General features: G+C 49.0%; 22 protein-coding genes and 1 pseudogene. 10 read left to right on the top strand and 13 right to left on the bottom strand.

Annotation, left to right across the window (positions count from 1 at the left end; translation table 11 throughout):
* Positions 1-7: 7 nt before the first annotated feature.
* Positions 8-139 carry a hypothetical protein gene (locus H6G89_RS35500; protein WP_255519336.1) on the top strand — a complete coding sequence of 44 codons (132 nt, stop codon included), beginning with the start codon at positions 8-10 and terminating at the stop codon, positions 137-139.
* 358 nt (positions 140-497) lie between these two features.
* Complete coding sequence (locus tag H6G89_RS35495) at positions 498-623, top strand: hypothetical protein (protein WP_255519335.1); 126 nt, start codon at positions 498-500, stop codon at positions 621-623.
* On the opposite strand, the gene groL is transcribed toward H6G89_RS35495, so the two are convergent.
* The 3 genes from groL to H6G89_RS01835 form a co-directional block, all read right to left on the bottom strand.
* A complete protein-coding gene (groL, locus tag H6G89_RS01845) occupies positions 620-2,260 on the bottom strand; it encodes a chaperonin GroEL (RefSeq protein WP_190503561.1) in 1,641 nt (546 codons plus the stop codon). The genes H6G89_RS35495 and groL overlap by 4 nt on opposite strands.
* A 161-nt stretch (positions 2,261-2,421) precedes the next feature.
* Positions 2,422-2,733 carry a co-chaperone GroES gene (groES, locus tag H6G89_RS01840; protein ID WP_190503560.1) on the bottom strand — a complete coding sequence of 104 codons (312 nt, stop codon included), beginning with the start codon at positions 2,731-2,733 and terminating at the stop codon, positions 2,422-2,424.
* Positions 2,734-3,204: 471 nt separating this feature from the next.
* Positions 3,205-3,483, bottom strand: coding sequence for a hypothetical protein (locus H6G89_RS01835; RefSeq protein WP_190503559.1), 279 nt, complete (start codon positions 3,481-3,483; stop codon positions 3,205-3,207).
* A gap of 290 nt (positions 3,484-3,773) precedes the next feature.
* Between H6G89_RS01835 and H6G89_RS01830 the strand changes: the two genes are divergently transcribed.
* The 4 genes from H6G89_RS01830 to H6G89_RS01815 all read left to right on the top strand — a co-directional run bounded on the left by H6G89_RS01830 (position 3,774) and on the right by H6G89_RS01815 (position 11,900).
* Positions 3,774-7,571, top strand: coding sequence for an nSTAND1 domain-containing NTPase (locus H6G89_RS01830; RefSeq protein WP_190503558.1), 3,798 nt, complete (start codon positions 3,774-3,776; stop codon positions 7,569-7,571).
* 149 nt (positions 7,572-7,720) lie between these two features.
* Positions 7,721-10,288, top strand: coding sequence for a U32 family peptidase (locus tag H6G89_RS01825; RefSeq protein WP_309229502.1), 2,568 nt, complete (start codon positions 7,721-7,723; stop codon positions 10,286-10,288).
* 148 nt (positions 10,289-10,436) lie between these two features.
* Complete coding sequence (locus H6G89_RS01820; RefSeq protein ID WP_190503557.1) at positions 10,437-10,577, top strand: hypothetical protein; 141 nt, start codon at positions 10,437-10,439, stop codon at positions 10,575-10,577.
* 165 nt (positions 10,578-10,742) lie between these two features.
* Positions 10,743-11,900: an AI-2E family transporter gene (locus H6G89_RS01815; RefSeq protein WP_190503556.1), complete on the top strand. Its 1,158-nt coding sequence runs from the start codon at positions 10,743-10,745 to the stop codon at positions 11,898-11,900.
* Between the two features lie 47 nt (positions 11,901-11,947).
* On the opposite strand, the pseudogene H6G89_RS36325 reads toward H6G89_RS01815, so the two are convergent.
* The 3 genes and pseudogenes from H6G89_RS36325 to H6G89_RS01800 form a co-directional block, all read right to left on the bottom strand.
* Positions 11,948-12,040 (bottom strand): annotated as a pseudogene (locus H6G89_RS36325) (hypothetical protein); the annotation flags it as partial.
* Between the two features lie 66 nt (positions 12,041-12,106).
* Entirely contained in the window at positions 12,107-12,991 is an 885-nt protein-coding gene (locus H6G89_RS01805) for a tRNA (5-methylaminomethyl-2-thiouridine)(34)-methyltransferase MnmD (RefSeq protein WP_190503555.1), read from the bottom strand.
* Positions 12,992-12,999: 8 nt separating this feature from the next.
* Positions 13,000-13,155 (bottom strand): hypothetical protein, encoded by a 156-nt coding sequence (locus H6G89_RS01800; RefSeq protein ID WP_190503554.1) that lies wholly within the window; start codon positions 13,153-13,155, stop codon positions 13,000-13,002.
* 121 nt (positions 13,156-13,276) lie between these two features.
* Here H6G89_RS01800 and H6G89_RS01795 point away from each other — a divergent pair, with 121 nt between their 5' ends.
* Entirely contained in the window at positions 13,277-13,669 is a 393-nt protein-coding gene (locus H6G89_RS01795) for a hypothetical protein (protein ID WP_190503553.1), read from the top strand.
* Between the two features lie 228 nt (positions 13,670-13,897).
* Here H6G89_RS01795 and H6G89_RS01790 read toward each other — a convergent pair whose 3' ends face one another.
* Together H6G89_RS01790 and H6G89_RS01785 are read right to left on the bottom strand one after the other, a co-directional pair.
* Positions 13,898-14,899 (bottom strand): glycosyltransferase family 2 protein, encoded by a 1,002-nt coding sequence (locus H6G89_RS01790; RefSeq protein ID WP_190503552.1) that lies wholly within the window; start codon positions 14,897-14,899, stop codon positions 13,898-13,900.
* Between the two features lie 894 nt (positions 14,900-15,793).
* Positions 15,794-17,224: a peptidylprolyl isomerase gene (locus H6G89_RS01785; RefSeq protein WP_190503551.1), complete on the bottom strand. Its 1,431-nt coding sequence runs from the start codon at positions 17,222-17,224 to the stop codon at positions 15,794-15,796.
* Positions 17,225-17,564: 340 nt separating this feature from the next.
* On the opposite strand from H6G89_RS01785, the gene H6G89_RS01780 reads away from it, so the two are divergent.
* Positions 17,565-18,329, top strand: a complete 765-nt coding sequence (locus H6G89_RS01780) for a phycobilisome rod-core linker polypeptide (protein ID WP_190503550.1) — start codon at positions 17,565-17,567, stop codon at positions 18,327-18,329.
* A gap of 168 nt (positions 18,330-18,497) precedes the next feature.
* Here the strand turns inward: H6G89_RS01780 and H6G89_RS01775 are convergent, their stop codons facing one another.
* The 5 genes from H6G89_RS01775 to H6G89_RS01755 all read right to left on the bottom strand — a co-directional run bounded on the left by H6G89_RS01775 (position 18,498) and on the right by H6G89_RS01755 (position 23,727).
* Entirely contained in the window at positions 18,498-18,953 is a 456-nt protein-coding gene (locus tag H6G89_RS01775; protein ID WP_190503549.1) for a hypothetical protein, read from the bottom strand.
* 133 nt (positions 18,954-19,086) lie between these two features.
* Positions 19,087-19,929, bottom strand: coding sequence for an SPFH domain-containing protein (locus H6G89_RS01770; RefSeq protein WP_190503548.1), 843 nt, complete (start codon positions 19,927-19,929; stop codon positions 19,087-19,089).
* 108 nt (positions 19,930-20,037) lie between these two features.
* On the bottom strand, positions 20,038-20,502 hold the full coding sequence (locus H6G89_RS01765; RefSeq protein WP_190503547.1) for an NfeD family protein: 465 nt from the start codon (positions 20,500-20,502) through the stop codon (positions 20,038-20,040).
* A 99-nt stretch (positions 20,503-20,601) separates the two neighbouring features.
* Complete coding sequence (locus tag H6G89_RS01760; RefSeq protein ID WP_190503546.1) at positions 20,602-22,542, bottom strand: alpha/beta hydrolase; 1,941 nt, start codon at positions 22,540-22,542, stop codon at positions 20,602-20,604.
* Between the two features lie 171 nt (positions 22,543-22,713).
* Positions 22,714-23,727, bottom strand: coding sequence for a glycosyltransferase (locus tag H6G89_RS01755; RefSeq protein WP_190503834.1), 1,014 nt, complete (start codon positions 23,725-23,727; stop codon positions 22,714-22,716).
* 453 nt (positions 23,728-24,180) lie between these two features.
* Between H6G89_RS01755 and H6G89_RS01750 the strand changes: the two genes are divergently transcribed.
* Both H6G89_RS01750 and H6G89_RS01745 read left to right on the top strand, forming a co-directional pair.
* A complete protein-coding gene (locus H6G89_RS01750; RefSeq protein ID WP_190503545.1) occupies positions 24,181-24,684 on the top strand; it encodes an LOG family protein in 504 nt (167 codons plus the stop codon).
* A gap of 455 nt (positions 24,685-25,139) precedes the next feature.
* Entirely contained in the window at positions 25,140-25,673 is a 534-nt protein-coding gene (locus H6G89_RS01745) for a hypothetical protein (protein ID WP_190503544.1), read from the top strand.
* Positions 25,674-25,794: the final 121 nt, after the last annotated feature.

Here is a 25,794-nt window from a genome sequence, read left to right as displayed (position 1 = left end):
ACTCGTTATGAGTATGGGTTGTCAATCAGTTCTAACGACGACTGACACAAGTCAATTTGGTTTAAGCATTGGGTTTGTCACGCTGGATGAGTATTGGAAACTCTTCAATGAGCGATCGCCCCTTTTCCATCAAGCTTGAAAGCTCGTAAATGAGTATCCGAGGCTCGTGAATGAGCAGTTCAACCCTCATCAATGAGTAATCGAGGTTCATGAATGAGCGATCGTCCCTCTTCCATCAAGCTTGGAACTTCTTGAACGAGTATCAGAGACTCGTTGATGAGTCATCAAGGCTCATTGATGAGTATTGGAGATTCTCACATGAGCGATCGGGTGGTGTTCCAAACCTGTTGATAACCTCTGTAAGCCCCCCTGTAGTCCCCCTCACCAAGGGGGACGGCGACAGCCGGGGGTTAGTAGCAACAGATCTGAAACACTACCCTTTTTTCTTTGAATCTGTTATCCTCCAGGCTCTTTTGCAGTTGTCTTAGCTCTATAGATTGGCTACTTCCGCATTTATGAATAAAAAAGCGATCGCCCCCATCCAGGAAAGCGATCGCCTGTTGTCGTCAGGGAATCAGGACTGTATCGTGATTCCCTTCTCTATAGACCTGCGTGATTCTTAGTAGTCGAAGTCACCGCCGCCCATGCCAGCACCTGCGCCAGCACCAGCCGCTTCCTTAGGCTCAGGCTTGTCAACCACGATGCACTCAGTGGTCAACACCATGCCAGCGATGGAAGCGGCGTTTTGCAGAGCAGAACGAGTCACTTTAGCAGGGTCAACGATACCAGCCTGGAACATGTCTACGAATTCACCTTTAGCGGCATCGTAGCCCACGTTGAAGTCTTTCTCTTTGACGCGCTCAGCGATTACAGCACCGTTCTGACCCGCGTTCTCAGCAATCCGCTTCAGGGGAGCAGCCAGCGCACGAGCCACGATCAGCGCACCTGTCAACTCTTCAGCTTTCAGGTTGCTGTTAGCCCACTCTTCCAGGCTGGGGGAGAGGTGAGCCAGAGTGGTGCCACCACCGGGAACGATCCCTTCTTCAACCGCTGCTTTGGTCGCGTTGATCGCGTCTTCCAGGCGCAGCTTGCGGTCTTTCATTTCAGTTTCAGTTGCCGCACCGACTTTCACAACGGCAACACCGCCAGAGAGCTTAGCCAAACGCTCTTGCAGCTTCTCTTTGTCGTAGGAAGAATCAGTTTCTTCAATTTGACGACGGATTTGCTCACAACGTGCTTTCACTTGAGCTTCGTTGCCTTCAGCAACAATGGTGGTGTTGTCTTTGGTGAGGGTGATCCGGCGAGAACGACCCAGCATGTCGAGTTTGACGTTGTCGAGTTTCAAGCCAGTGTCTTCGCTGATCACTTGACCACCCGTCAACACAGCGATGTCTTCCAGCATAGCCTTACGGCGATCGCCAAAGCCAGGAGCCTTCACAGCAGCCACATTCAGAACACCACGCAGACGGTTAACCACCAGGGTAGCCAACGCTTCTTTCTCGATGTCTTCAGCGATGATCACCAGCGGACGACCAGAGCGAGCGACTTGCTCCAGTACGGGCACGAGGTCTTGAACGAGGGTGATCTTCTTGTCGGTCAACAACACAAAAGGCTCATCCAACACGGCTTCCATGCGCTCAGTGTCAGTGGCGAAGTAAGGAGAGATGTAGCCTTTGTCGAAGCGCATCCCTTCAGTCACTTCTAACTCAGTGGTCATGGACTTGCCTTCTTCCAGGGAGATGACGCCTTCGCGACCCACTTTCTCCATGGCTTCAGCAATCATGGAACCGACTTCTTCGTCGTTACCCGCCGAGATAGAACCGACTTGAGCGATCGCCTTGGAATCTTCAACAGGGCGAGCGTGCTCAGCAATCTTGTCAACCAGGAAAGCGGTTGCTTTGTCGATACCACGCTTCAGGGAGATAGCATTGGCACCAGCGGCAACGTTCCGCAGACCTTCTTTAACGATGGCGTGAGCCAATACAGTTGCAGTGGTGGTACCATCACCCGCCGCGTCGTTAGTTTTGGAAGCGGCTTGACGAATCAAGGAAACGCCAGTGTTTTCGATGTGATCTTCGAGTTCGATTTCCTTCGCGATGGTGACACCGTCATTGACGATCTGAGGAGCACCAAACTTCTTCTCTAGTACCACGTTGCGACCCTTAGGACCGAGGGTTACCGCAACCGCTTCAGCCAGAATATCGATTCCTTTTTCGAGAGCACGACGAGCGTTTTCGTTGTAAATGATGCGCTTAGCCATAGTTATTCAGCGTTAGATGTAAGGTTGAAACAGTGAGAGTTAGGGAACAGGTTGCCATCCGTCATTCGTCAATAGTTCATTGTCAATTGTCAATTGCTGGCTCAAAAACCAACTATTAGCTATTAACTATTGACTACTGACCATTGACTGTTGACCAATGACTATGAAACGACTGCCAAAATGTCTTTTTCAGAGAGCAGTACGTATTCTTCGGTGCCGAGTTTGATATCGGTTCCGGCATACTTGGAATAGAGAACTTTGTCGCCTACTTTGATTTCTAGTTCTTGACGAGAACCATCATCGTTGCGCTTCCCAGGACCAACTTGCACGACTTCACCAACTTGGGGCTTTTCTTTTGCCGTATCGGGCAACAAGATGCCACCAGCGGTTTTCTCTTCAGACGCGCTTACCTTAATAAAAACGCGATCGCCCAGCGGTTTAACGGTAGAAACGCTTAGAGATACAGCAGCCATACAAAACTTCTCCAAACAATGTAGGTTGTTACAAGGTTGCAATCGATCGTCTGGTTAAGAGGTCTAGCGGCTAAACTATCTGCGAGTCCATTAGTCAAACAGCCACAGAAAAAACGGCGTCACAACGTGTCACACCCTTTAGTCAACCGCCAGTGACTCATCACCAGCTATCAGCAGAGTTAGCACTCTCAACTCCTGAGTGCTAATTTAACGAAGGATGGGTGCGATCGCAACTGATTTCTCTAACTTTTGGAGTACGGGTTACCGAACTAATAGGGAGTGAGGAGGCAAAAGCATTGATTTGACAAGGGTTATAGGGATTTGAAGAAGACTATCAACCCTGGTAAAGGCTCTTAACAAAACCAGAAGCACCCGCACTTGGTACGGATGCGAAGCGCGTATCTGGCTAATTCTTTGGAACAACTCAATATGCTACGACTTAAAAATTAAGGAAGGGTTAGATGAGTATCCCTACAAGCGGTAGCGATCCTCCAGATAATGGAGAACCTCTTCTCTTGAGAAGAAAACAAGACGCGATCGATTGATCGGCTCAAAGACCACCCAGTGGGTTTCGCCCGATCGCCCCGTAACCGTATCGATCTTAATGTCATCACCTGATGCGAGGTAATTAACGAGGGCTTCTCCCCAGCGTCGCAGGGTAGGCACCAGTATTGAAAATCGATAAGGATGGGCGACTTTAGTGGTCAACTCGTGGGAAAGGGTACGCAGGTTGAGGTAGAGAAGTTTCATCACAAGACTCCTGGAAAATAGTGGGGAATGAAGGATGTGGACTGAAGGTTGTTGTGAGTGCTTTGTTTGTTGAGGCATTCATCTCATGTCTCAAGTCTCTGAGATCTAAGGGTTAGGGTCGATAGATAAACTTCGTGTGCTACTTCGTATCGCAACTGCCTGATGCATATTTTTTGGGATTGTCAATACATAAACTTCGTGGAAACCTGTTAAACTCTCCACTTAAATTGGTATAGTCCGACCCCCCTGACCTCGCTTTGATCAAGCACCAGACTGCTTCCTCTGCATCTATGGAATTTGACCAGGTTTTGGAAATTACTCATCAAGCCGTTCGCCGAAAACTGGATCGAGATCTGAATCCAGTTGAAACGGCTATTTTGCAGGGGGCTTGGTTCGGGCAGACCTATGAGGAGATTGCTGACTCAACCAACTACTCAGTGACTTATCTCAGTCGCACCGCCGGACCGCAACTGTGGCAACTGCTGGCTGAGGTGCTTGCCGTCGATATCAGCAAAAAAAATGTGCGGACTGTGTTTCAACGGTGGATAAGCCAAGCGACGGTTACTCCGGAACCTGCATCTGAGCCAATATCCAGCGTGCAGAACGAAACCCCGATCGCGATCGCACCCCCTGCTCCTCAACCCGTGACAGCCCAACTTTCAATCCCGTTGACCGATTGGGGGGAAGCACCCGAGGTCAGCCAGTTTTATGGACGCACTCAGGAGCTTGAAACCTTAACCCAGTGGATTAGCCAAGATCGGTGTCGTCTCATTGCCTTATTGGGATTGGGGGGAATGGGCAAGAGTTCGTTGGCAGCTAAGGTGGCACAACAACTAGCAAGCTGTTCCTCTACTCCATCTCCCCTCTACCCCTCTACTCCATCTCCCCTACACCCTTTCACTCACATCATCTGGCGATCGCTCCGTAATGCTCCTCCTCTGGAAACTCTGTTAGCCGATCTAGTGCCGTTTCTTTCCAATCAGCAAGACACTCAACCCAAGCCTGAGCGGCTATTGCACTGGTTGCGAACGCATCGTTGCCTGCTGGTTCTAGATAACCTGGAAAGCATTATGCAGTCGGGCGATCGCGCTGGATATTATCAACCGGGCTATGAGTCTTACGGTGATCTGTTTCGTGTTTTGGGAGAAGCGGCTCATCAAAGTTGTTTGATCCTCACCAGTCGAGAAAAACCAGCCGAAATTTCCGTATTTGAAGGGGAGCATCTAGCGGTGCGATCGCTCCTACTGCAAGGCTCTTGGGATGCATCACTAGCCCTGATTGAGGCAAAAGGACTGATCGGAACCGAGGCGGAAAAACGGCAACTGTGTGAATTTTATTCGTGTAGCCCTCTTGCCTTAAAGATTGTCGCCTCGTCGATTCAAAGTTTATTTCACGGTCATATCGCTGCCTTTTTGCAAGAAGAAGCCTGGGTGTTTAATGGGCTACGTCGTCTGTTAGATCAGCAATTTGAACGACTGCCTCCCTTAGAGCAAAGCATTATGTATTGGCTGGCAATCAATCGCGAATGGGTGGCGATCGCCGACCTTCAGCAAGATATCGTGCCTCCTGTCTCAAGAGTCAATCTTTTAGAGGCATTGGAGAGCCTGACCTGGCGATGTCTAATTGAAACTGCTCCGGGAATGGGATCTGAAAAAAACGCCAGCCGTTATACACAACAGCCCGTTGTGATGGAGTATGTCACTCGCCGTTTCATCGAGCGTATTACGGATGAATTGCTAACTCAGCAACTTGCTCTATTGAATCGTCATGCCCTGTTGAAAACAACCGTTCAAAACTATATTCGCGAAAGTCAAGCACGACTGATCATCAAACCAATTACAGATCAACTGCGTCAACACTATCACTCAGTCGTTGCTCAAAAGCGTCTAATTTCTGACTTGCTCACTACACTTCGGCATTCTAAAAATCCACTCTTGGGTTATGGAGCTGGTAACCTACTCAATCTCTGTTATGACTTGCAACTAGACATTACAGGGTATGATTTCTCAGAGTTATTCATTTCTCAAGCCTATCTACAGGAGATGGAGCTTCGCGATGTCAATCTAACTCATTCACAGTTATCAAAAACTGTTTTTGCTCAACCGTTTGGAACCATTTTGTGTGTTGCTTTCAGTCCCAATCAGCAACTCTTAGCGACGGGCAATGACAATGGCGAGATTAGTCTTTGGCGGGTGAGTGATGGTCAGCAAATTGTGACGTGGGCTGGTCACACTAACTGGATTTGGAGTCTTGCCTTTAGCCCCGATGGGACACGGTTGGTCAGTGGTGGTGATGAAGTACTGATTCGAGTGTGGGATGTGGCAACTGGAAACTGCCTCTGCACACTGGAGGGACATACGGGGTGGGGAGTGCGCTTACTTGCCTTTAGCCCCGATGGGCAAACCATTGTCAGTGCCGGAGACGATCGCACCATTCGCCAGTGGGATGCTCAAACGGGGCAGTTATTACAGGTTTTGATGAGCGATCGCCAGCTCATTTATCCGACATCTAGCCGTGCTACTCATCAGATGACCCAACAGTGGAATTGGCAACACTCAGTCACAATTAGCCCCAACCTTGACAGGTTAGTCAGTAGCACTCCAGAGCATACGATTTTGTTGTGGACTTGGCGATCGGATCAGCCTGTACGGACGTTTGAGGGGCACACCGATACTATCTTTGCCACAGCGTTTAGCCCAGAGGGTCAGCATTTAATCAGTGCGAGTGCTGATCAAACGCTTAAAGTCTGGGATGTGTCCACAGGCGACTGCATTAGAACCATTGAAGGATTGTTATCCCCCGTCTATTTCGTTAAGGTTGCACCGGATGGGCAAACGATTCTCACCAACCATGAAGACCAAACCCTATGGCTGTGGGAGATATCTACAGGTCACTGTCTGAAAGTATTTCAAGGGCATCGTCACCGGATCTGGTCGGTTGCCTTCAGTCCTGACGGCAACACGATCGCCAGTGGCAGTTCTGACCAGACCCTGCGATTGTGGGATGTCAGCACAGGTCAAACCCTGCGAACCCTCCAGGGCTATACCAGCCAAATTTACACGGTGGCGATCGCTCCAACTCAACCTGCTTTGCAGTCACACGAGTCACCCAAAACTGATCTCAATTCCCTGGTTATCGCTAGCGGAGGAGTTGATAAGATGGTGCGCCTGTGGGATATCCAAAAAGGGCAGCCAAGCAAAACCCTTCAAGGGCATACGGGCTGGATCTGGGCGATCGCCTTTAGCCCCGATGGAAAGTTCCTCGCCAGCAGTGCTGGAGATAAAACCGTTCGTTTGTGGGATGTGCAGACGGGACAGTGTTTGAATGTTTTCAACCATCAAGATTGGGTCTGGACGGTTGCCTTTGGTTCCAGTGCAAAAACCCTGGTGAGTGGCAGTTCAGACTGTTCGATTCGGCTTTGGGATACAACATCGGGCAAAACCATTTGGCAAGTAACGTTGCCTGGAAACCTGATTCGGGCGATCGCCTTTAGTCCTGATGGACAGTTGATTGCAGCCGGAACCGCCAATGGCACGATTGTCTTGCTAGATGCTGATACAGGCATAACTTTGCAGACGTTAGAGGGGCACGCTGATTTAGTTCGGACGGTGGCATTCAGTCCGATGAATCACGCTCATTCCGAGAGCCGATTGCTGCTAGCCAGTGCCGGAGAAGATGGCTTGATTAAACTCTGGAACCCTGAAACTGGAACCCTGTTGACATCCTTAGTTGGTCACGTTGGCTCGATTCGTAGCATTGCCTTTAGCCCGGATGGACAGACGCTCGCCAGTGGAGGCATCGATTGCATCGCCCGCTGTTGGGACATTAACACTGGGGAATTGCTGCATGTTCTGAAAGGACATCAACACTGGCTGATGTCTATTGCTTTCAGTCTAGACGGACAGATTTTGGTGAGTGGCAGTGATGATGAAACCATCCGCATTTGGGATGTTAAGACCCAGAACTGTTTGAAAATTTTGAGGAGCGATCGCCCCTACGAAGGGATGAAGATCACCGGATTGACCGGACTAACCGATGCTCAAAAAACATCACTCAAAGCTCTGGGAGCCATTGAAGACGTGGACTGAGGAACTTTTCACGGATGACTCCTGGGTTAAGGGCGTTTCACGAAACGCCCCTACCAGATGTCTTCATTCCCACTCTCCCCACTCTCCACTCCCCATTCCCTACTCCCTTATTTTCCACACCCCATCCCCTTTAAGCTAGGGTTGTAGAGGTGAACCAATCTCCGCTTTTTGCCGTCTGCCGTATGATTTCTGAGCCATCCCAAGCATCTGCAACCCGACCTGACTCCATTCACTCCCTGCCAGAGCTACTTGCTCCAGCGGGCAACTGGGAGTGTGCTAAAGCCGCTGTGGAGAATGGAGCAGATGCGATCTACTTTGGACTCGATCGCTTTAATGCGCGAATGCGGGCACAAAACTTCACAACGGCAGATCTGCCAGAATTGATGGCGTTTTTGCATCAGCGAGGGGTCAAGGGATACGTCACACTCAATACGTTGGTTTTTACAAACGAGTTGACTGAGGCGGAGCAATATCTGCGTGAGATTATCGCGGCTGGGGTAGACGCCGTAATTGTCCAAGATGTAGGAATTTGTCGCTTGATTCGTCATCTGTCGCCTGATTTTCCGATTCATGCCTCAACTCAGATGACCGTGACGAGTGCGGCGGGTGTTGAGTTCGTGCGATCGCTTGGGTGTCAGTTAGTCGTGTTGGCGCGGGAGTGCTCCCTGAAGGAGATCAACAAGATTCAGCAGCAGTTAAGCGATCGCGATACCGCTCTGCCGTTAGAAGTGTTTGTGCATGGGGCGTTGTGTGTTGCCTATTCGGGACAATGTCTGACCAGTGAGGCATTGGGTGGGCGATCGGCAAACCGGGGAGAATGCGCCCAAGCGTGTCGTATGACCTATGACCTGATTGCAGATGGCGAAACGGTGGATCTGGGCGATCGCCAGTATTTGCTCAGCCCCCAGGATTTAGCAGGATTGGACGTATTACCCGAACTGGTGCAAGCCGGGGTTGTTTCCCTGAAAATTGAAGGTCGGCTCAAAGCCCCGGAGTATGTGGCAAACGTGACGCGCATCTATCGGCAAGCCCTCGACCGATTGCGATCGCAACCCCATCAGGTGAGCGACCAGCAACGTTACGACCTGGAAATGGCATTTTCGCGAGGGTTGCACACCGGATGGTTTCAGGGAATTGATAACCAAACGCTGGTTCATGCTCGCTTTGGCAAAAAACGGGGTGTGTATGTGGGTGAGGTAACCCGCATTCATAAAGAGCAAATCACGGTTCGGGTGCAAGCCCCGATCAAAGCTGGCGATGGTGTGGTGTTTGATCAGGGTCGTCCGGCAGAAAAAGAAGAAGGAGGACGGGTTTACTCCGTTGTTCTTAAGGACGATGAAGCCGTGTTGCAGTTTGGGCGACGTGATCTCGATTTGCGCCGCATCCATGTGGGCGATCGCCTCTGGAAAACGAGTGACCCCGAACTCGATCGCCAATTACGTCAGAGCTACGCAGGTGACACACCGCAATTTCAACGACCCATCTCAATTGAGGTTCATGGCGATATTGGGCATCCCCTGACCCTGATTGCCCGCGATGAACAGGGACACATCATTCAACTCGACTCCACCATGCCCCTCGTGGAAGCACACACCAAGCCGCTCACTACCGAACGGTTACAGGAACAACTCAGCCGCTTGGGAAATACTCCCTTTCGGTTAGAAAGGTTGACCAACCACCTCACCGCAGCAGCCATGTTGCCCATCAGTGAGTTAAACCGTCTGCGTCGAGACATGGTCGAGCGACTGGAACAAGCCCGCATCCAACCGCATCGCTGGCAACTGCAACCATCCGCCACCTGGACAGACCTCCTCCCTACAAACCCTCCTGTACAGACGCGATTAATCGCATCTGTGCCACTCCCCACTCCCCACTCCTTACTCCCTGCTCCCCACTCCCTGATCGTTTTAGTTCGCAATCTCTCGCAACTCGACGCTGCCCTCAAATCTGACATTCAAACCCTGTACTGCGAATTTGAAGACCCACGCGCCTATCGAGAGGCAGTGAATTTAGTCCGGCAACAAGGACAGGGACAATCGATTTGGGTTGCTCCACCGCGCATCACGAAACCGGGCGAGAACTGGATTTTGCAGCAAGTGCAATCTTGTAATGCCGACGGCTATCTAATTCGTAACTACGATCACCTGCAATTCTTTAAAGACAATCGCTGCATAGGTGACTTTTCACTCAATGTCGCTAACCCACTGACCGCGGTTCACTTTAAACAGTTTGGGTTAGAACGGTTAACGGCTTCCTATGACCTCAACATTACCCAGTTAGAGGCATTGCTAAGCCACTGTTCCCCAGATTGGTTTGAGGTGACGGTGCATCAGCACATGCCCATGTTTCACATGGAACACTGCGTCTTCTGTGCCTTTTTATCAACAGGCACTGATTTTACGAATTGTGGTCGCCCCTGCGAGAACCACGAGGTAACGCTGCGCGATCGCACTGGAGTAGAACACGTCCTTCACGCCGATGCGGGATGCCGTAATACGGTCTTTAATGGCACGGCTCAAACCGGAGCAGAGTATGTGCAACGGTTGCAAAATCTGGGATTGCGGCAGTTTCGCATTGAGTTTGTGAATGAATCTCCAGAGCAGGTCAAGCGCACCGTTCAACGCTATCAACAACTGCTCAAGGGTGAAATTACCGGGTCGCAATTATGGCGCGAGCTCAAGCTACAACATCAACTGGGTGTAACTCGCGGACGGTAATGCTGATAACGTGAATCGGGATCAGGATGTTGGCGGTTGAAACCGCAGCGGTAGATGTTAATCAATACTGAAGATTAGACTCGCTAAGCCTGTGAGAATTTAGCGACATAATAGAAGATACATAACTTTACAATTTAGGTTGATCACTATGGCTGAAGCAGACGATCGCAAGAAGCGCATTATGGAGCATGTGGCTCGCAGCAAAGGAACGTTCAACAAAGACGTTTACTCTGGTTCACCTGAGCGAAAACAGCAGATTCTCGATCACGTCCGTAGAACGACGGGCTAGAGGTCTTGAGGGATCTAGGGGGGTGCCATACAGTCACTGATCGGAAATCTGAACATGACCGTAAACTCCCTCCTAAGCCTTATCCCGAAATCGGACTGCCCCTGTTAGTCTGGAATTTAGGCTCTGACTGTAGATTTATTCCCCCTGAGCAGAGCGATAAGGGTCATGGATCGTCTGTTTACACCGTTACAACGAATACTGATTACCTGGGTGCTGATTTTGCTCACAGGTTGGATGATGCTCAACGCTTTGAGTTACTTCAGCGAGCTTATCAGCATTTTAGTGACAGCAGGGTTAATTGCCTTCTTGTTAAACTATCCCGTCAAAACGCTGCGATCGCTCATGCCTCGTGGGTTAGCGGTTGGGGTTGTCTACATCTCAGCTGGGATCATTGTTGGATTGATTGGAGTGACGATCGCCCCTCCTGTGCTTAATCAAGCTCAACAGCTCATCACCAATCTGCCCGCTCTGATCGCCTCTGGACAGCAGCAGTTGACCGAGTTTCAAGATTGGAGCAAAGCGCATCAAGTTAAATTTGCAGTGCCACTGTTACAACAGCAGATTCTCACCCAGCTTCAAGAGCAGGCAGAGACGATCGCCACTCGTGGGCTAGGGCTATTGGTTGGCACGTTTAATTGGGTTGTTGATCTGATTTTGATTTTGGTGATCTCGTTCTATATGCTGCTGGATGGGGAGCGGTTATGGAATGGGGTGACTAGCTTCTTTTCACCGCCGATTCGAGATTTTCTCACAGAGTCATTTCGCCGTAATCTGCAACGCTTCTTTTCAGGACAACTGTTGCTGGGGTTGTTTATGGCGGTGACGCTGTCGATCGCCTTTTCGTTGTTGCAAGTGCCGTTTTTCCTGGTCTTTGCCATTTTCATCGGCTTGATGGAGGTAATTCCCTTTATTGGGGCGACTCTGGGAATCGTCACAGTTGGTGTTTTGGTGGCGTTTATTGACTGGTGGTTGGCAGTGCAGGTTGTGGGAGCGGCGATCGCCCTGCAACAGGTTAAAGACAATCTTCTGGCACCCCGATTGTTAGGAAATTTAACGGGACTTAGCCCGGCGATCGTCCTTGCTACACTGCTTTTAGGAGCCAGAGTTGGAGGTCTGCTGGGGGTGATTTTGGCAATTCCTCTGGCGGGTATGGTCAGAACCATCATGGAATTGTTGCTTGACCCCACCTTGCCGCCTCAGACAGGGGATTTCTTCATCAACCCAATGACGGCAAACGAGAGGGATACAGCACTCGAATGTATCATTGAGCCGGAGTTGTGTGAGGAGGACATGGCAGCAGTTAAAACCGCCCCTACAAGATAGTCTGCAAAGCCTGCGTGATGCAACGTGCGCCAGAAGCGATTGCCGGGACGGGCAAAGTGGTGCCCCACGGCTGCGCTGTATGAACTGGGGTTGATGCCACAAAACAACACGCGCAAATCAGGGGCAATGATGTCAGACATGGTCTTGTTCATTGCGGCGCGAATTTCGTCTTTTGTAGGCTTATAAACTTGAGTCATGATTACAGCCTAATGAATTCCCCAACGTCGTCGCCAACTGGACGTTGATTCCCGTTGTGATCGCTGTTGTTCCTGATGGTGTCGTTCCAAAATCACCACTGCCGGATCGTTTAACTGAGGATCGCGATAGGGAATGGCTGCACGGGTTTGTAAGTGCTCCTGTTCCATCGGCGATAGGGGATGTAGGGTCTGAGCACCAAAGCTACCGACGGTTCCCTGTGACCACTCATGAGACGCACGAGAATGCAACAGGGGAATCGTGCCGATGTGCAATCCTGCTGCGATCATTGCCGATCGCACCGATGCCGATCGCGAGTAGGTGGCTAACTTGCCCGTCGGTGACAAACAGCGAGCTACCTGAGTAAAAAACTCTACTGTCCACAACTGCGGGCAGCGACGCGGTGAAAACGGGTCAAAGAAAATTGCCTCAGCTTGAAACCCTGAGTCACTTAAGGATTGAATCGTGTATCGGGCATCCCCAATCAGTACAGTAGCTGTGAGACGAGGAGTCGTGCAGTGATGCTCAAGGGCGATCGCTTTGAGAATCTCCTGCACCTCAGAAGACCAACTATCAATCAATGGAGGGGCGATCGCGGCTCTGGGTACAGTTTCATCTAATTCCAATCCGTAGACCTCAACCTGACAACTCGGATTGATCTGCCAGATTAGCTCCAGTGCTGCCGCCGTGTTGTAACCCAACCCATAACACACGTCTAACAAACGCAAGGAACCTTGTTGGGCTTTAGTCGCCAAATCTGTTGCTGTTGCAAACTTCTGAAAGGCTTCGGCTTTAGCTCCCTCTCGACTGTGAAAGGCTTCACCAAACTCCTCTGAAAAAAAGGTGAATGATCCGTCGTTTGTTTGTTGTGGAATCCACTGGGCAAAATCGGTCATACAAACACTCAATCAAGTGTCAATTCAACCACTAATACCATTATTGACCATTGACTATTGACTATTGACCATTGACTTAACCATTGACCATTGACCATTGACCATTGACTTAACCATTGACCATTGACCATTGACCATTGACTTAACCATTGACCATTGACCACTAACTACTGACTACTGACCATTGACCACTAACTACTGACTCATCTTCCCCTTCTGCCTTTGGATCGATGTCTTAGTTCCCACAAACACACAACAATAACTTAGCCCAATTGAGGATTTTTTATGAGCAGATTTATATCGAAACTGTGGATTAAATCATTACGTCGTGCGATCGCCACTGCATTCTTGGCAATGACAGTTTTAGTCAGCACTGTATTAGGAGTAATGAGTTATGAACAGCCTGCTTTTGCTGAATCAGTAACACCAGAAGCTCGCAGTTATCAAGTGGATCAGGGTGCAAAGCCTACCCGTACTTACTCAGAACCAGACCGAGTCAGGGTTGAAGCGGATGGAGATAATGCAGGAGGTTTGTTAGAGAACGTCCGTGAAAAGTTGAATCTTGATCAACCGCTGCCCGAAAGTACAAAGGATTTCTTTAAGCAAATTAAGGGCGAAGATGTTGAGATCGAGGAGCCTCGTCCCTCTGGTAAGGGAGGTGCTGCCCAGGATTACTAAAAAATACTATAGCCATCCTATCTAATTCGTGAAGAAGTCTGAGATATGGTCAGTGGTCATTTGTCATTGGTCAATAGTCGATTGTTGCTAATCATACACAAATGATGAATGACGAATGAAAGAGTAGGTTTCACGATCGCTTTAGAACTGATACAGGAAAGAATGTGTCCCATTGGTTGCAACACATTCTTTCCTCAAAACCATTCCTTTTACATCAGTGCTATTGGTTTAATTAACCTCAGCAGGATTAACCTGAATAGGATTAACTTGAACATAATCTGATTGTGATTCTACCAGTACAGTTTCTTGCTTTTGCAAAACGCTACTGCTTTGAACATCCTTGTAAGTCTTTTTAGATTTGCGCCTTATTCGCTGTATCTTCAACTTGCAAGACTTAAACAGATATTGTGAGAGAACCTGTAGGGCATCTACTCTCTCTTGCAAGGTTAAAGGAGCTTTAAAGATAGCTCCAAAGTAGCCAATCGTACCGCGAAGGATTGGTAGGCGAAGGGCTTTAATGCTGTTTTGTGGATTGAGCCAGGAATTACGTGCCTTTTTAGACTTTAAGCTACTGCCTTGATTAGGGTGACACCGTCTCAAAAATAGCGTCTCTGGAATTTCAGCAAACCGACCTCGCAAACTCAATTCTGCTAATAAAACGCGATCGGAGCCGTGATAACTACCATGCAGGCAGGTTTTCCGTAGAACATCCGCACGAATTAACCCAAACGCCTCATAGCTCCAAAACGTTTTGATTAAGATATTGTGATATCGCTTTGATGGCTTGATCGAATCAAGATTTCGCGCTGGATCAAGCATTTTATTAAGGATGTGTCTGTTTGTGTGATCAATCACAACTGTTTTGGAATGGCACAAAACAATAGACGGATCTTTGTCGAGAACTTCGATACAACGTTCTAAAAAAGTTGGTTCACACACATCATCGTGAGCCGCCCACTTGAAGTATTCTCCGCGAGCTAAATGAAAAGCTTGATTGAAATTACGAGTCCCACCAATGTTTTGAAGGTTGCGGTAATAACGGATTCTTGAATCCTTTGCAGCATACTTCCTGCAAATAGCTTCTGTTCCATCAGTAGAAGCGTTATCTGAAATAATGAGTTCAAAATCAGTAAAAGTTTGAGCTAAAAGTGAGTCTAAAGCTTGTTTGATAAATCGTTCACCGTTATAAACGGGCATACCAATGCTGACACGAGGCTTAGAGTAATTCATGACAAAATAACCTCTGTAAGGTTAATTAATAAACAATGATTTTGCTGTGATAAATGGCTTCCTCAACGAGTGCGATCGCTGCGGCTTATCCCTCTTCTGTCACTCTCTTTGTAAACAAATCTCATACAGACCTTGTTTCCAAGCAGGAGCTTGGAAATGGAGTGACGGAGGCTCTGCCTCCTAAAGCAACGGTTGGAGGCAGAGCCTCCATAAGTACATTCCTAGCTAGAAGCTAGAAGGTTTTCGGAAAAATACTCTCCATCCAACGTGATTAAAGAGGGTTATAGTAACTTTTATGACTGTTAAAACAGGTGGATAGAGTTATACCCTTACGCTAAACACTACAACCAACAGATAAAGAGAAATCTAATAGCGATAGAGAAATGTAATTGGGTTTTGCTCAACCGTCTTGTCAATTCCATCGGGTTAATACCCTCTGTGGAAACAATAAATTAACTACGAAAAAATACGATCCATTTTTCCAGAGCTTAACCAAATATTTACATAATGATCCGGTTGTATTAACCCGCACATGGATCTTATGAAAGCGACCTTCAAAGCAACCTCAAAAGGCTCAAGACGCCGTGTAGCCATGTTTTGGGGCTTCTGAAGGAATAAGAAGCTTCAAGCGGTAAGGTTGGATTGATGAAGAGCAACCAAACTGCTCCTTCTCATACATAAAGCTTCTAAAACAAGGAATGCGTTAACTTTTGCGGTAATTACTGAGAGCAGTTAACTATTTCTTAAATTTTCTGTAAAGCTAACTAACATTAGGTTAAGGTGCAGGGGCAAAGCCCCAAACAGAAGCTCCACCGTTCGGTTGCACCACTCACGCTGTTACTGAGGTCATCGAACGTGAGGTCACCGAACGGATCAAAGCTCTTGCACCCTGCCCTAAATAAAATCTGCTCGAGTTAGCGTGTCAGCATTAACGTTTTGCAGCACTAAAAGCGTAGTTCCACCCACTCCAACGAGAGCATTTCTGCCACTTTGTCGAATTGTGAGTTGCCCAAAAGATAATCGTCCTGTCAGGTCAATGCGATCGCGCCGATCACTGAAGTCTCGGACGGTGTCTACTCCCTCTCGCAGACCAACGGCGATGGTGTCTCGTCCTGCTCCAGTGGTAATCCGGTCTCTACCTGCGCCCCCTTCAATGCGGTCGTTGCCAATCCCGCCATCCATAACATCGTTGCCAACGCCACCCTGCAACGTATCGTTCCCTGCGCCACCCAACAACGTGTCTGATCCAGTTAGGCCAAGCAGGCGATCGCTACCGCTCAGTCCTGAAATGCGATCGTTACCACTCAATCCATTAAGCACATCATTGCCAGTGGTTCCTTCCAAGATGTCAGCCGCTGCTGTAGGTGTGTTACCAATGCCAACTGAAAAGGTGTCTTCTATTGTTTCTCCTAGCAGATTGGTAGCGCGGACAGTCAGAGTAGCCGTTCCCCGTTGACCTGTTGCCGCACTCAGCAGCAGTTGATTGTTGCTGATGCTGGCATTGACTAAGCCAGGGTTTGAGTTGTTGACAATCTCAAATTGCAACTCATTAAACCGAGAAATAGTGATGCTGCGATAGCGAATGAAATTGTCGTCGGTCAGTGAATTGACGGGTGTTGTGGGAGGATTAAAATTGGTCAAAGGCAAATTGGTAAATGCAGATTGACCGAAGAAGCTAACTCCATTGAACTGAGGAGCAGTGGCGATCGCATCGAGCACTGCCAGATCAGATGCTCCTAACACCTGACCAAACACCGTAAACCCGCCGTTTTGGCTGTCTAAGCTGGGACCTCCACCTGAGTTATCCGCCAAGTTAAAGAACCATTGGCTAGTGGCACTGTTTGGATCATTGCCCAACTTTGCCATGGCGATCGTACCTCTCACGTTCGAGCGGTTGGCACCAAACTCATTCGGCACGGGGGGATCTGTCGGAATCACTCCGATCGCCGCTGCACCACTGTTAGGATTTTGTGCCAGGACGGTACTGAGTCCATTGACAGTAAACCCACCTCCCTGAACGACAAATCCCGGTACTGACCGATGAATGATGGAGTTGGTGTAGTCACCGTCGTTGACGTAGTTGCGAAAATTCTGCACGGTGAGCGGTGCCCCTGCGCCTGCCTGGTCAAATAGCAATACCTGAGTGACCCCACCCGCAAAAGCAGTGTTGTACAGTTCAAACCGTGCTACCAATCCGGTCGTGCGCGGATCGTCAAAATTATTAAAGAGGTTAACGGCTCTGGTTTCAGCTTCTCTAACCACGAAGTCAGAGATGGGAATCACCGCAATTGTCATAACCAATCTCACTAACACAACGTCTGGCATAAGCCAGAGCTATCTTAGCCGAATTACAGATTATTAACCCTCAGAAAGGAGGTTAACTAAATCCTCTACTCTGGAGTTTATCCAAGTTTATAAATTGACTTGGAATAATCAACCCAGATTAAAATCAGCACTTTGTTTATTGCTCGAATGGCTATGCCTATTTAATTTACCCATAGGCATACCGTAACCATCAAAACAGTAACCATCGACCTGGTTAGGACAACGGGGTGTGTCGCGATCGCGCCTGACAGAGCCTTACTTCTGTACTCCTTTCTAACCATCTTTTTGGCTGCTGTAAAGTTGGCATTTTTGAACTCGCAACAGGAGTGAGAAATAATCTATGACTATTCCTTTACTAGAGTATGTCCCTTCCTCTCAAAATCAACGAGTAGCAGGTTTTGAGGTTCCGGGAGATGAACAGCCCAGAATTTTTACCACCGATAGCCTATCGTCTCCTTCAGATCTGGATGTCCTTATTACGGCAGCTTACCGACAAATTTTTAATGAACAACAAATGACAGCAAGCAGCCGTCAAGTTGCCTTAGAGTCTCAACTCAGAGCAGGTCAAATCACGGTTAAGAAGTTCATTCGTGGGTTGGCAACGTCAGAGGTGTTTCGATCGCACAATTACAACACCAACAATAATTATCGGTTCGTACAAATGTGTATCCAACGCATACTGGGGCGTGAGGTTTACAGCGATCGCGAGAAACTGGCATGGTCGATTGTGCTTGCAACCAAAGGGTTGAATGGGTTCATTGATGACCTGCTCAACAGCGAGGAATATCAAGCAACCTTTGGAGACAACACAGTTCCTTTTCAGCGGCGACGCATCCTACCCCAGCGGATTCAGGGGGATCTACCCTTTGCTCGCATGGCGCGTTATGGTGCGGATTATCGTGACAGGTTACCTAAAGTCAGCTACAGAGGCGGATGGACAGGACCGGGAGCCGATGGCTTGTTTACTCAGTTTGAGCGATTTGACCTGGAAACCTTTTTGCAGCGTGCTAACTGGGCTAATGTTTCTGCTGTGCTGATCGCTAGCTCTGTCGTTGTTTTCTTGTTGTTCCTGATTTCAAGTGTTTCTGGTGGTGCAACCCCTTAGAAACGGAAATTGAATAAGTTCGATATCGGGTAGGGGCGGGTTTTGTCGTCAAATCCCCTGTAGGATGCCGATTGATCTGCTCTCGTCCCTACTATTTACGGATTGATTAAATCCACGATCCTCAGAATCTATCTGAAAACTCGTTGTGTAGGGTGGGTATTGCCAACCTTACATCAATTTGAATTGGCTTCGCTGCACATGATTTCGTAAGGGCGTTTCGCGAAACGCCCCTACCCAGTGATCTGCCACAATCCAACATGAAATCGGTATTACCTTTGTCGTAACCAATTTCCCTAACACAACGTCTGGTATAGCAGTACTCACTAAACGTTGCCCAGCTAACTCAAGGTAGTGTTTGACTCCGGCTAAATCTTCCAGTAGCTGAGGAGTTTGATCAAACTGGTCAGGATGTTCCTTGACAAAACCGCTAAGTGCATTGACGGTAGCTAGCCCAACTTGTGGAGAAAACCAGGCTTCTTCAAGAGGTTCCTCTATTGGTTCATCTAATAAATCATCCAGATCTTCTTCGCTAGTGCTGATCATCTGCGTTAAGGATTGCAGATTCAAGCGGTTGGCGACCTCATCTAGAGCATCCAAATTGTGAGCAAGTGTTTTGCCACACATATTCCATGGCTCAGCATCAGGAATTGGGCGATCGCTCTGCGACCGGGCTATTCAAAAATCGGCAGAAATTGTAGCCGTTCATCGATCTGCTCAGGGGTGATGTCTGCATCTAAAGGCGATGAGTCAGGTTCGATCATTCATTCCCTTGCTTGCTATTGTTGTTGTGCTCTGTGCTTGGGTCATTCATCAATTCGCCCAGAGCTTCCGTCAAGGCTTTAGGATCCATAAAGATGATTTTGGAGTTGGTGCTTTCGCCCAGGCGATAGTTAGCCTCGACGTAGCGTTGAGCAACCAGATAGCGAAGAATATCCTGACTGTTAGACTGTGCTCTGAGTGCCTCCGAGATCATTTTCATCGATTGCACTGTACCTTCTGCCTCTTCGATCGCTGCCCGTTTTTTACCTTCCGCTTCAGAAATTGCCGCTTTCTTCTTACTTTCTGCGGCTCGTTCCAACTCCATCGCATCCAACACTGACTTGGCGGGAGAGATGTTTTCCACTTCAACCCGCGTGACTTTCACACCCCAGGTTGCGGTGGCATCGTCAAGTTGTTGCAGCAAAGCATGGTTGATTTCAGAGCGAGAATAAAAGGTTTGCGCCAGTTGCATTCGCCCAATCTCCGATCGCAGAGTCGTTGTCACCAGGTTTCGCAGTGCCTCTTCGACATCTTCAACCGCGTAGTAGGTGCGTTCTAACTGCAAAATCCGCCAATACATCACCGCATCCACCGTCACGGATACGTTGTCTTTGGTAATGGCTTCCTGCGGTTGCGTGTCGAGTACTCGTTCCCGCATCGACTCTTCTAAAACGATTGTGTCTAAGAAGGGAACGATAAAGTTTAACCCGGGCACGAGTTTGCGATGATAACGCCCCAATCGCTCCACTAAGGCTTCGTTACCCTGATTGATAATTTTGACGGAGCCGACGGTGTAACCAATGATTAGAAGGGCGATCGCGGCGAAGATGGACTCTATCATAAGCAGATATATCCTGTTAAAACCAGGTTTTGCCTAACTTGAAGCAAATGCTTTGTACTACTAATCTAGCGATTTGATTTTAATCTGACTGTTGACTTTAAATGTAGCTTAAGCTGTCCGATTATACGTGTCATTGGGGGATTGAGTTGGCAGAACAATCAGAGTGTTGCCCTGTCGCCCCACTACTTGCACGATTTGCCCAACGGCGATCGCCACATCTGAGATCTGACAGCGGGCAGTCCAATAAGACCCCTCATAGGTGACCTCCCCCACGCCTCCGGGGGGAATGGTTTGAGATACCGATGCCTGGGTCACAGGTCCCAAATCCTTAGAGTGTCGGGGGACAAATCCCCGTAGCACGATCGCCAGCGACACGCTCAAAACGCCCCAAATCAGCAATTGAATACTAAACTCTCTCACTGAAATAGCCGCGATCCCCGTGATGATAGCAGCAAAGCCAAACGCGACAATCGTCGGCTCAAACGCCAGCATCGCAATGCCTAAAAACATCAACCCTGCCAACAACCACAAAATATAAGCAGGTTGGCTTTGAACAGTGTCTAAAAGATTCACAGTAGACCTCCCTGTTAGGTCAGTGAATAAGAGCAAATATACCAAAAGGCGGAAGGTGGAGGTCAGAAGGAGTTGGGAGTTGGCACAGGGAGTGACGATCTATTTTTCCTGCTTTTTGCGGCGATTGGGCTTAGATAACTGATTTCTCAACAGTGAGAAATTCCCCGGCAGAATAAACATCACCACGGGTAGCCGCTTTAGTAACTCATAAAAATTGGAGTCGTTTTGGGCGTGCAATTGTGCGTTTGATTGCTTTTGCAATGAACTGGAGACGAGTTGTTCCAATGGCAGGGCTGCCATTTTGAGCCAGTTAGACAGATTAGGGGGTAACTCTGAGTTGAGACGTAGTTGCAGCGTTGGAGTTGAAAAAGACTGAGCATAGGCAGAGGTTAAAAAGGGTCTATACCGCTCTGCTTCTGGGGTGAGTTGCTTAATAAACGCCAGACTGGTGGCTCGGAGGAGATAGCGCAGGGCTTCTGTCTCCTCTCCAGGACGCTCTCGAACGAAGAGACTGTTGGTGAGGGCATAGTTCAAATTAGCTGGGTCCCCAATGCTGAGATGGGTGCCACCGATCGCCGTTAATAGATATTTAGGGGATTGCAACTGAGCAAAGGGCAGCAATTGCTGACTCACCGCTGGAGTAATGGCGTCATCAGTGCCAGAGAGAATCATGATGGGGGTTGAAAGATGGCGCAGGCTTTCATCATTAAACAAATGCCCAATCACTGGGTTGAGGGCAATTACCTGCACCACTCGTTCGTCTCGCAGGTTGAGGCGACCTGTTTCGGGTAAGTCAGTTGCGGTGCATTGCAGCCAATCTGCCGGAGACAGCCCTACGGCTCCCAGGCTGTCACAAAACTGACGCAGGCGATCGAGATCGAGTTCTGCCCCTGCCAGAGCTAGAGCTGTGTAGCCACCCAGGGAGTGCCCCAACACTACCACCTGATCGGTGTTGAGCTTGCCCCGCAGGATGGTGGAATGGCGGTTGAGCCGTTCTAGCTCGTTTAACAAAAAGGTGACATCCTGGGGGCGATCGATAAACTCGCTTGCGGGCAGGATATCGCTAAACCCCTCAGGGGAGGACTGCCCTGCTGTAATTTCGGTCAACCAGGTGACGTTGCTGGCGGGGTGCTCCAGGGCAGCGACAGCAAACCCATGAGAGGCGAGATGATGTGCCAGGTAGCCCAAAAAGCGGCGATCGGCTCCAAACCCGTGGGACAACACCACCAGGGGACCCGTTGTGCGACGGCTCCAATACAAATCAACGGGAATAGTGCGGCTGCGATTGTAGTCGCGAAACATCAAGGTTTGTTGGCGCACCCACTGGTTACCCGCAAGGCTGGGATCAAAGTCAGTTGGGATGGGAGATGCCGTTGCAGCAGTAGTAGCCGGGTCAACGGACACGGTCAATTCACGCTCCAGCACCGAACTGAGTGCCTGACTTTGCCAGTAGGGTAGATTCATTTGCGAGGCGAGGGCGATCGCCGAACTCCCCTCAATCGTCACCGTCTCCGCTGGATAAGCTTGTAAAAAACCCAGCACACTCAAACCATCCGGTTGTTGAGTTGCTGCAATCAGGGCAGCATTGAGTTGTTCTGGCTCGCTGTCTGAAATCACTAGTTGCAGCGTGTTGAGCAAGCGTTCGCCAGCAGAGGAATTGAGCAAATCAGCAACCAACTCGTCGCCTACCTGGGGGTCGAGTTGTAGCCGACTATTGAGTGCCTGCTGCACCTCTGCATTGAGAAACGGAGCATAAAACCGCAGCGAGGGGGAGATCTCACCTGTTTTGGCAAAATGTTCGAGGTCGGCGATCGCGACCGACTGTTGAACCGGACCAAACCGCACTGCCACCTTTTCAGCCGCAACTGTTGGAGATGCCATTCCCCAACTCATCGTCAGCACCAACCCAGAGACAAAACTAGTGATCCACTGCTGTAGTGGCGATCGCCACTGTGGCAAGTGTCTTCCGGAGGGTGGGTTGGAGCTAGAGTGGGTAGCAGATTGGCAAATTGGGTGTGAGGGCGACTGAAATGGATTCACAGGCAGTTCACCGGGCTAAAACACTACAAAAGCGGCACGACCAAAAGCGGCATCGGAGAGTTCCAAAACCTACCCTTAGTTAGAGTGAATTCATTACTTGAGATAATCTTTCCCTGTATTTTTTATAGAAACATCAATCTACAGTCTCGATTTCATTCAAGTTATGTGAATTTACTCTTTCTGGATAGGTGAGTCGGTAAGTGGAGGGTGCATCCACTCTATTTGTCGGGCTTGTTCTGATAGCCGAGCATCCCGTTGCCCTTGAGCACGAGCTTGAGTACACAACAAGTCGAGCGGCGTATCTAGCAGATAGGAGAGATCCGCCCGCCGAGTCAGGATTTTTGGAATGGTAAGGGGCAACTCTTTGAGTAACCACCGACTCCAGCGGTAGGCATAATCTTTGCGGCTAAACTCACGCGCCAGACTTACCCCATGTAACTCATGCAAATAGCGGTTCGATCGCCCATAGCGTCGCCATTGACTCTTCAAGTCCTCTAGGGTTGCCCGATGGCGGTGTTGTACAGCAGCCTGTTCGGCAAACACAATTTTCCAGTTGCCCGCCTGTTGAATGCGCCAGCACATGTCGGCGTCTCCCCCTGTGGTCAGGTAGGGGCGAAACAAGCCAGCTTTTTCAAATGCCTGCCGTCGCACTGCCAGATTAGCCGTTTGCCCATAAGGGTAAAACGGATGCGCCAGCGTATGCTTTTGAGACAGGGTTTCCTTTCGCCCTGAGTACTGCTCCAACCAGGAATCTCCCTCTAATGCCAGCACTTCCCCCGCAACAATGCCAACGGCTGGATCGACAAAGGGTTGTACCAGATCGGAAAGCCAGTTGGGTAGGGGACGACAATCGGCATCGGTGAACGCCAGAAATTCAGTTTGAGTCGCTTTAATGCCCGTATTGCGCGCCGCATAGGAGCTTTGAATCTGTGTCTCACTCAAGCAGCGCAGCGACAAGCCTTCTGTCGCACTGGCTTCGGCTGCTGTCTTAAGCAGGGTGAGGGTGCGATCGCGACTTGCGTTATCAACCAACACATACTCTACTTTGTCTCGTGGATAGGTCTGTGCCTTCAGGCAGTCGAGTAAGGGTGGAACGTCCTGTTCACCGTTGTAAATCGGGATGATGACAGATACGTGAGGTAAAAAAGGTTGATCCCTTGGACTATCCACTTCAAAAGCCGTCATGTTAAATATCACTGCTGAGAGGTATCGATTGATGTGAAAACCGTTGAACATAAACCAGGGGTCTACATTCAAACGCATTTTCAATGCACGTTCTGTGTCAGCCATGTCTGCTGAGACAACTGTCTGCTGAGACAACATGTCCGCTGAGACAACATGTCTGCTGAGACAAACGCATCAGGAAGAACCTAATATCAAAACTAGTCAACTTTACTTAACATCGGCAAGTCCCAGGAGGTGTAGCTATGCCATAAGAAATATGAAGAAATACGTCCTGAGGTTTACCGTGGGGTGTGGACTATTGAGGTAAATGAAGATATTAACGTTTTATTGTAAGCCGTTTAGGGATGCGAAATGGTAAGGAAAAACGCCAAACCCATTTCAATCCATTCTTTGTAACCGAATGAGATGAAATTTTTTTGGGTGCTATAGCAAACCCAAATTCGTTGTGAACCCATGAGCAGAATTGTCATTGGTGTGATGGGACCGGGAGCCACCGCTACTGTAGCCGATTGTGATGCTGCCCGGAATCTGGGGTATCGCATCGCCCAGGCAGGGTGGGTGCTATTGACGGGGGGCAGAGCTGAGGGCGTGATGCACGCAGCGAGTCAAGGTGCAAAAGCCGCAGGTGGGTTGACGATCGGGATCTTGCCTGATGCCCCTGGTGCAGGTAAACAGGGCATATCGGAGGCGATCGACATTGCCATTTTTACGGATATGGGAAGTGCTCGGAACAACATCAATGTGTTGTCGAGTGATGTGGTCGTGGTCTGTGGAATGGGAGCCGGAACAGCTTCAGAGGCAGCATTAGCCCTCAAAGCGGGAAAGCCAATCGTGTTATTAAATACGGATATCAATAGTCAAAAATTTTTCACCCATTTATCTCAAGAACGCACGTTCATTGCAGAGGATGTGGCTGGGGCGATCGCTTTGATTCAAATAATTTTAAGAACGGTGTAAGTAGGGTGCAAATGAATTTTTGAGGCACCCTGTAAATTATTATTAATCCTCATAAAAATGGCTTATTGCATCCTCGTCAGACACTTGATAAAGACAACGACGGAACTTTTACATTTAAAGACACTTTTTACCTCGAAACTGCTAAGAAGCTTTACCTAAGCTAGATATGAAGAAACTGACAGCCGTATAAAACTGAAATTATAATAAGAATGAAACCTCTAAGAATGTTGCTTAGAGAAGGGGTGCAGTCATCGGTAAACTTCTGTAGTCGAACGTTAGAGTGAGCCGAAAGAGTGAATTAAATTAAATTCGGATTATTCATGATGAGTATGGGTTGTTAACTGATAGCAGATAGAACAGCTCAGGTAAAAAATAAGCCAATTGAGGAGGGGGGTTATATGACTCATAAATTCAATTTTTCTTCGTCAACATCCGCATCTCACGCTTCATGCCGGATGCAATCCCACTCTTCCAGGTTGCCCGTTCTTCCCTGGTTCTCAGCGGCGATCGCCAGTGTAGCGTTGACCCTGAGCTTGAGTGCTGGGGCGATGGCTCAAACGATTATCCCTGTTATCCCTAGCGAGGCGGCTGAAAGTCCCGCCCCTCAAGAAATTGACACCTCCGTTTCGAGGGATTATGAACCGGCTGTGGTCTATCTTCCCGATCCGCAAACGCAACAGTTAGTGCCGCAGTCGGTGTTGTTGGATGCAGACGAGCCTGTTGTCGGTGCAGTTGATCAGATTATGCAGTCCTATGAGGGGGAAAATCCCGGCATTGAAGGGTATGAGGTAAGCGTCAACCAGACGGCTCATCAGGCTGAAATTAACTTCAATGTAGACCACCCCCGTGGGGGGCGTGCTCTCCAGAGCCTCAGCAGTGCCAATCAGTTTGCCCTGTTTGAAGCTATTCGCGAAACATTATTGACACAACCTGTCTACAGCATTGATCAGGTGATTTTCCTGACGAATGGCGTTTCGGTCGATATTTAACATAGCTTTGGTCAAAAAGCTTGGGACAACTCGTCGTAAAGAAGGGTAGGAATTTGGGGTGCAGGGGTGGAATAGCTGGGGGGCGCAACCTCACCTTCCCTTGTGTCAACTGTCTCGACAG

This window comes from Oscillatoria sp. FACHB-1407, from assembly GCF_014697545.1.
Lineage (GTDB): Bacteria > Cyanobacteriota > Cyanobacteriia > Elainellales > Elainellaceae > FACHB-1407.
This window is presented reverse-complemented; position numbering and strand designations above follow the sequence as displayed.

Excerpts from the sequence above, each read along its gene's own strand:
- H6G89_RS35500 (WP_255519336.1), top strand. The coding sequence starts at position 8 with ATGAGTATGGGTTGTCAATCAGTTCTAACGACGACTGACACAAGTCAA.
- groL (WP_190503561.1), bottom strand. The coding sequence starts at position 2,260 with ATGGCTAAGCGCATCATTTACAACGAAAACGCTCGTCGTGCTCTCGAA.
- groES (WP_190503560.1), bottom strand. The coding sequence starts at position 2,733 with ATGGCTGCTGTATCTCTAAGCGTTTCTACCGTTAAACCGCTGGGCGAT.
- H6G89_RS01835 (WP_190503559.1), bottom strand. The coding sequence starts at position 3,483 with ATGAAACTTCTCTACCTCAACCTGCGTACCCTTTCCCACGAGTTGACC.
- H6G89_RS01830 (WP_190503558.1), top strand. The coding sequence starts at position 3,774 with ATGGAATTTGACCAGGTTTTGGAAATTACTCATCAAGCCGTTCGCCGA.
- H6G89_RS01820 (WP_190503557.1), top strand. The coding sequence starts at position 10,437 with ATGGCTGAAGCAGACGATCGCAAGAAGCGCATTATGGAGCATGTGGCT.
- H6G89_RS01815 (WP_190503556.1), top strand. The coding sequence starts at position 10,743 with ATGGATCGTCTGTTTACACCGTTACAACGAATACTGATTACCTGGGTG.
- H6G89_RS01805 (WP_190503555.1), bottom strand. The coding sequence starts at position 12,991 with ATGACCGATTTTGCCCAGTGGATTCCACAACAAACAAACGACGGATCA.
- H6G89_RS01795 (WP_190503553.1), top strand. The coding sequence starts at position 13,277 with ATGAGCAGATTTATATCGAAACTGTGGATTAAATCATTACGTCGTGCG.
- H6G89_RS01790 (WP_190503552.1), bottom strand. The coding sequence starts at position 14,899 with ATGAATTACTCTAAGCCTCGTGTCAGCATTGGTATGCCCGTTTATAAC.
- H6G89_RS01785 (WP_190503551.1), bottom strand. The coding sequence starts at position 17,224 with ATGCCAGACGTTGTGTTAGTGAGATTGGTTATGACAATTGCGGTGATT.
- H6G89_RS01780 (WP_190503550.1), top strand. The coding sequence starts at position 17,565 with ATGACTATTCCTTTACTAGAGTATGTCCCTTCCTCTCAAAATCAACGA.
- H6G89_RS01775 (WP_190503549.1), bottom strand. The coding sequence starts at position 18,953 with ATGTGTGGCAAAACACTTGCTCACAATTTGGATGCTCTAGATGAGGTC.
- H6G89_RS01770 (WP_190503548.1), bottom strand. The coding sequence starts at position 19,929 with ATGATAGAGTCCATCTTCGCCGCGATCGCCCTTCTAATCATTGGTTAC.
- H6G89_RS01755 (WP_190503834.1), bottom strand. The coding sequence starts at position 23,727 with ATGACGGCTTTTGAAGTGGATAGTCCAAGGGATCAACCTTTTTTACCT.
- H6G89_RS01750 (WP_190503545.1), top strand. The coding sequence starts at position 24,181 with ATGAGCAGAATTGTCATTGGTGTGATGGGACCGGGAGCCACCGCTACT.
- H6G89_RS01745 (WP_190503544.1), top strand. The coding sequence starts at position 25,140 with ATGCAATCCCACTCTTCCAGGTTGCCCGTTCTTCCCTGGTTCTCAGCG.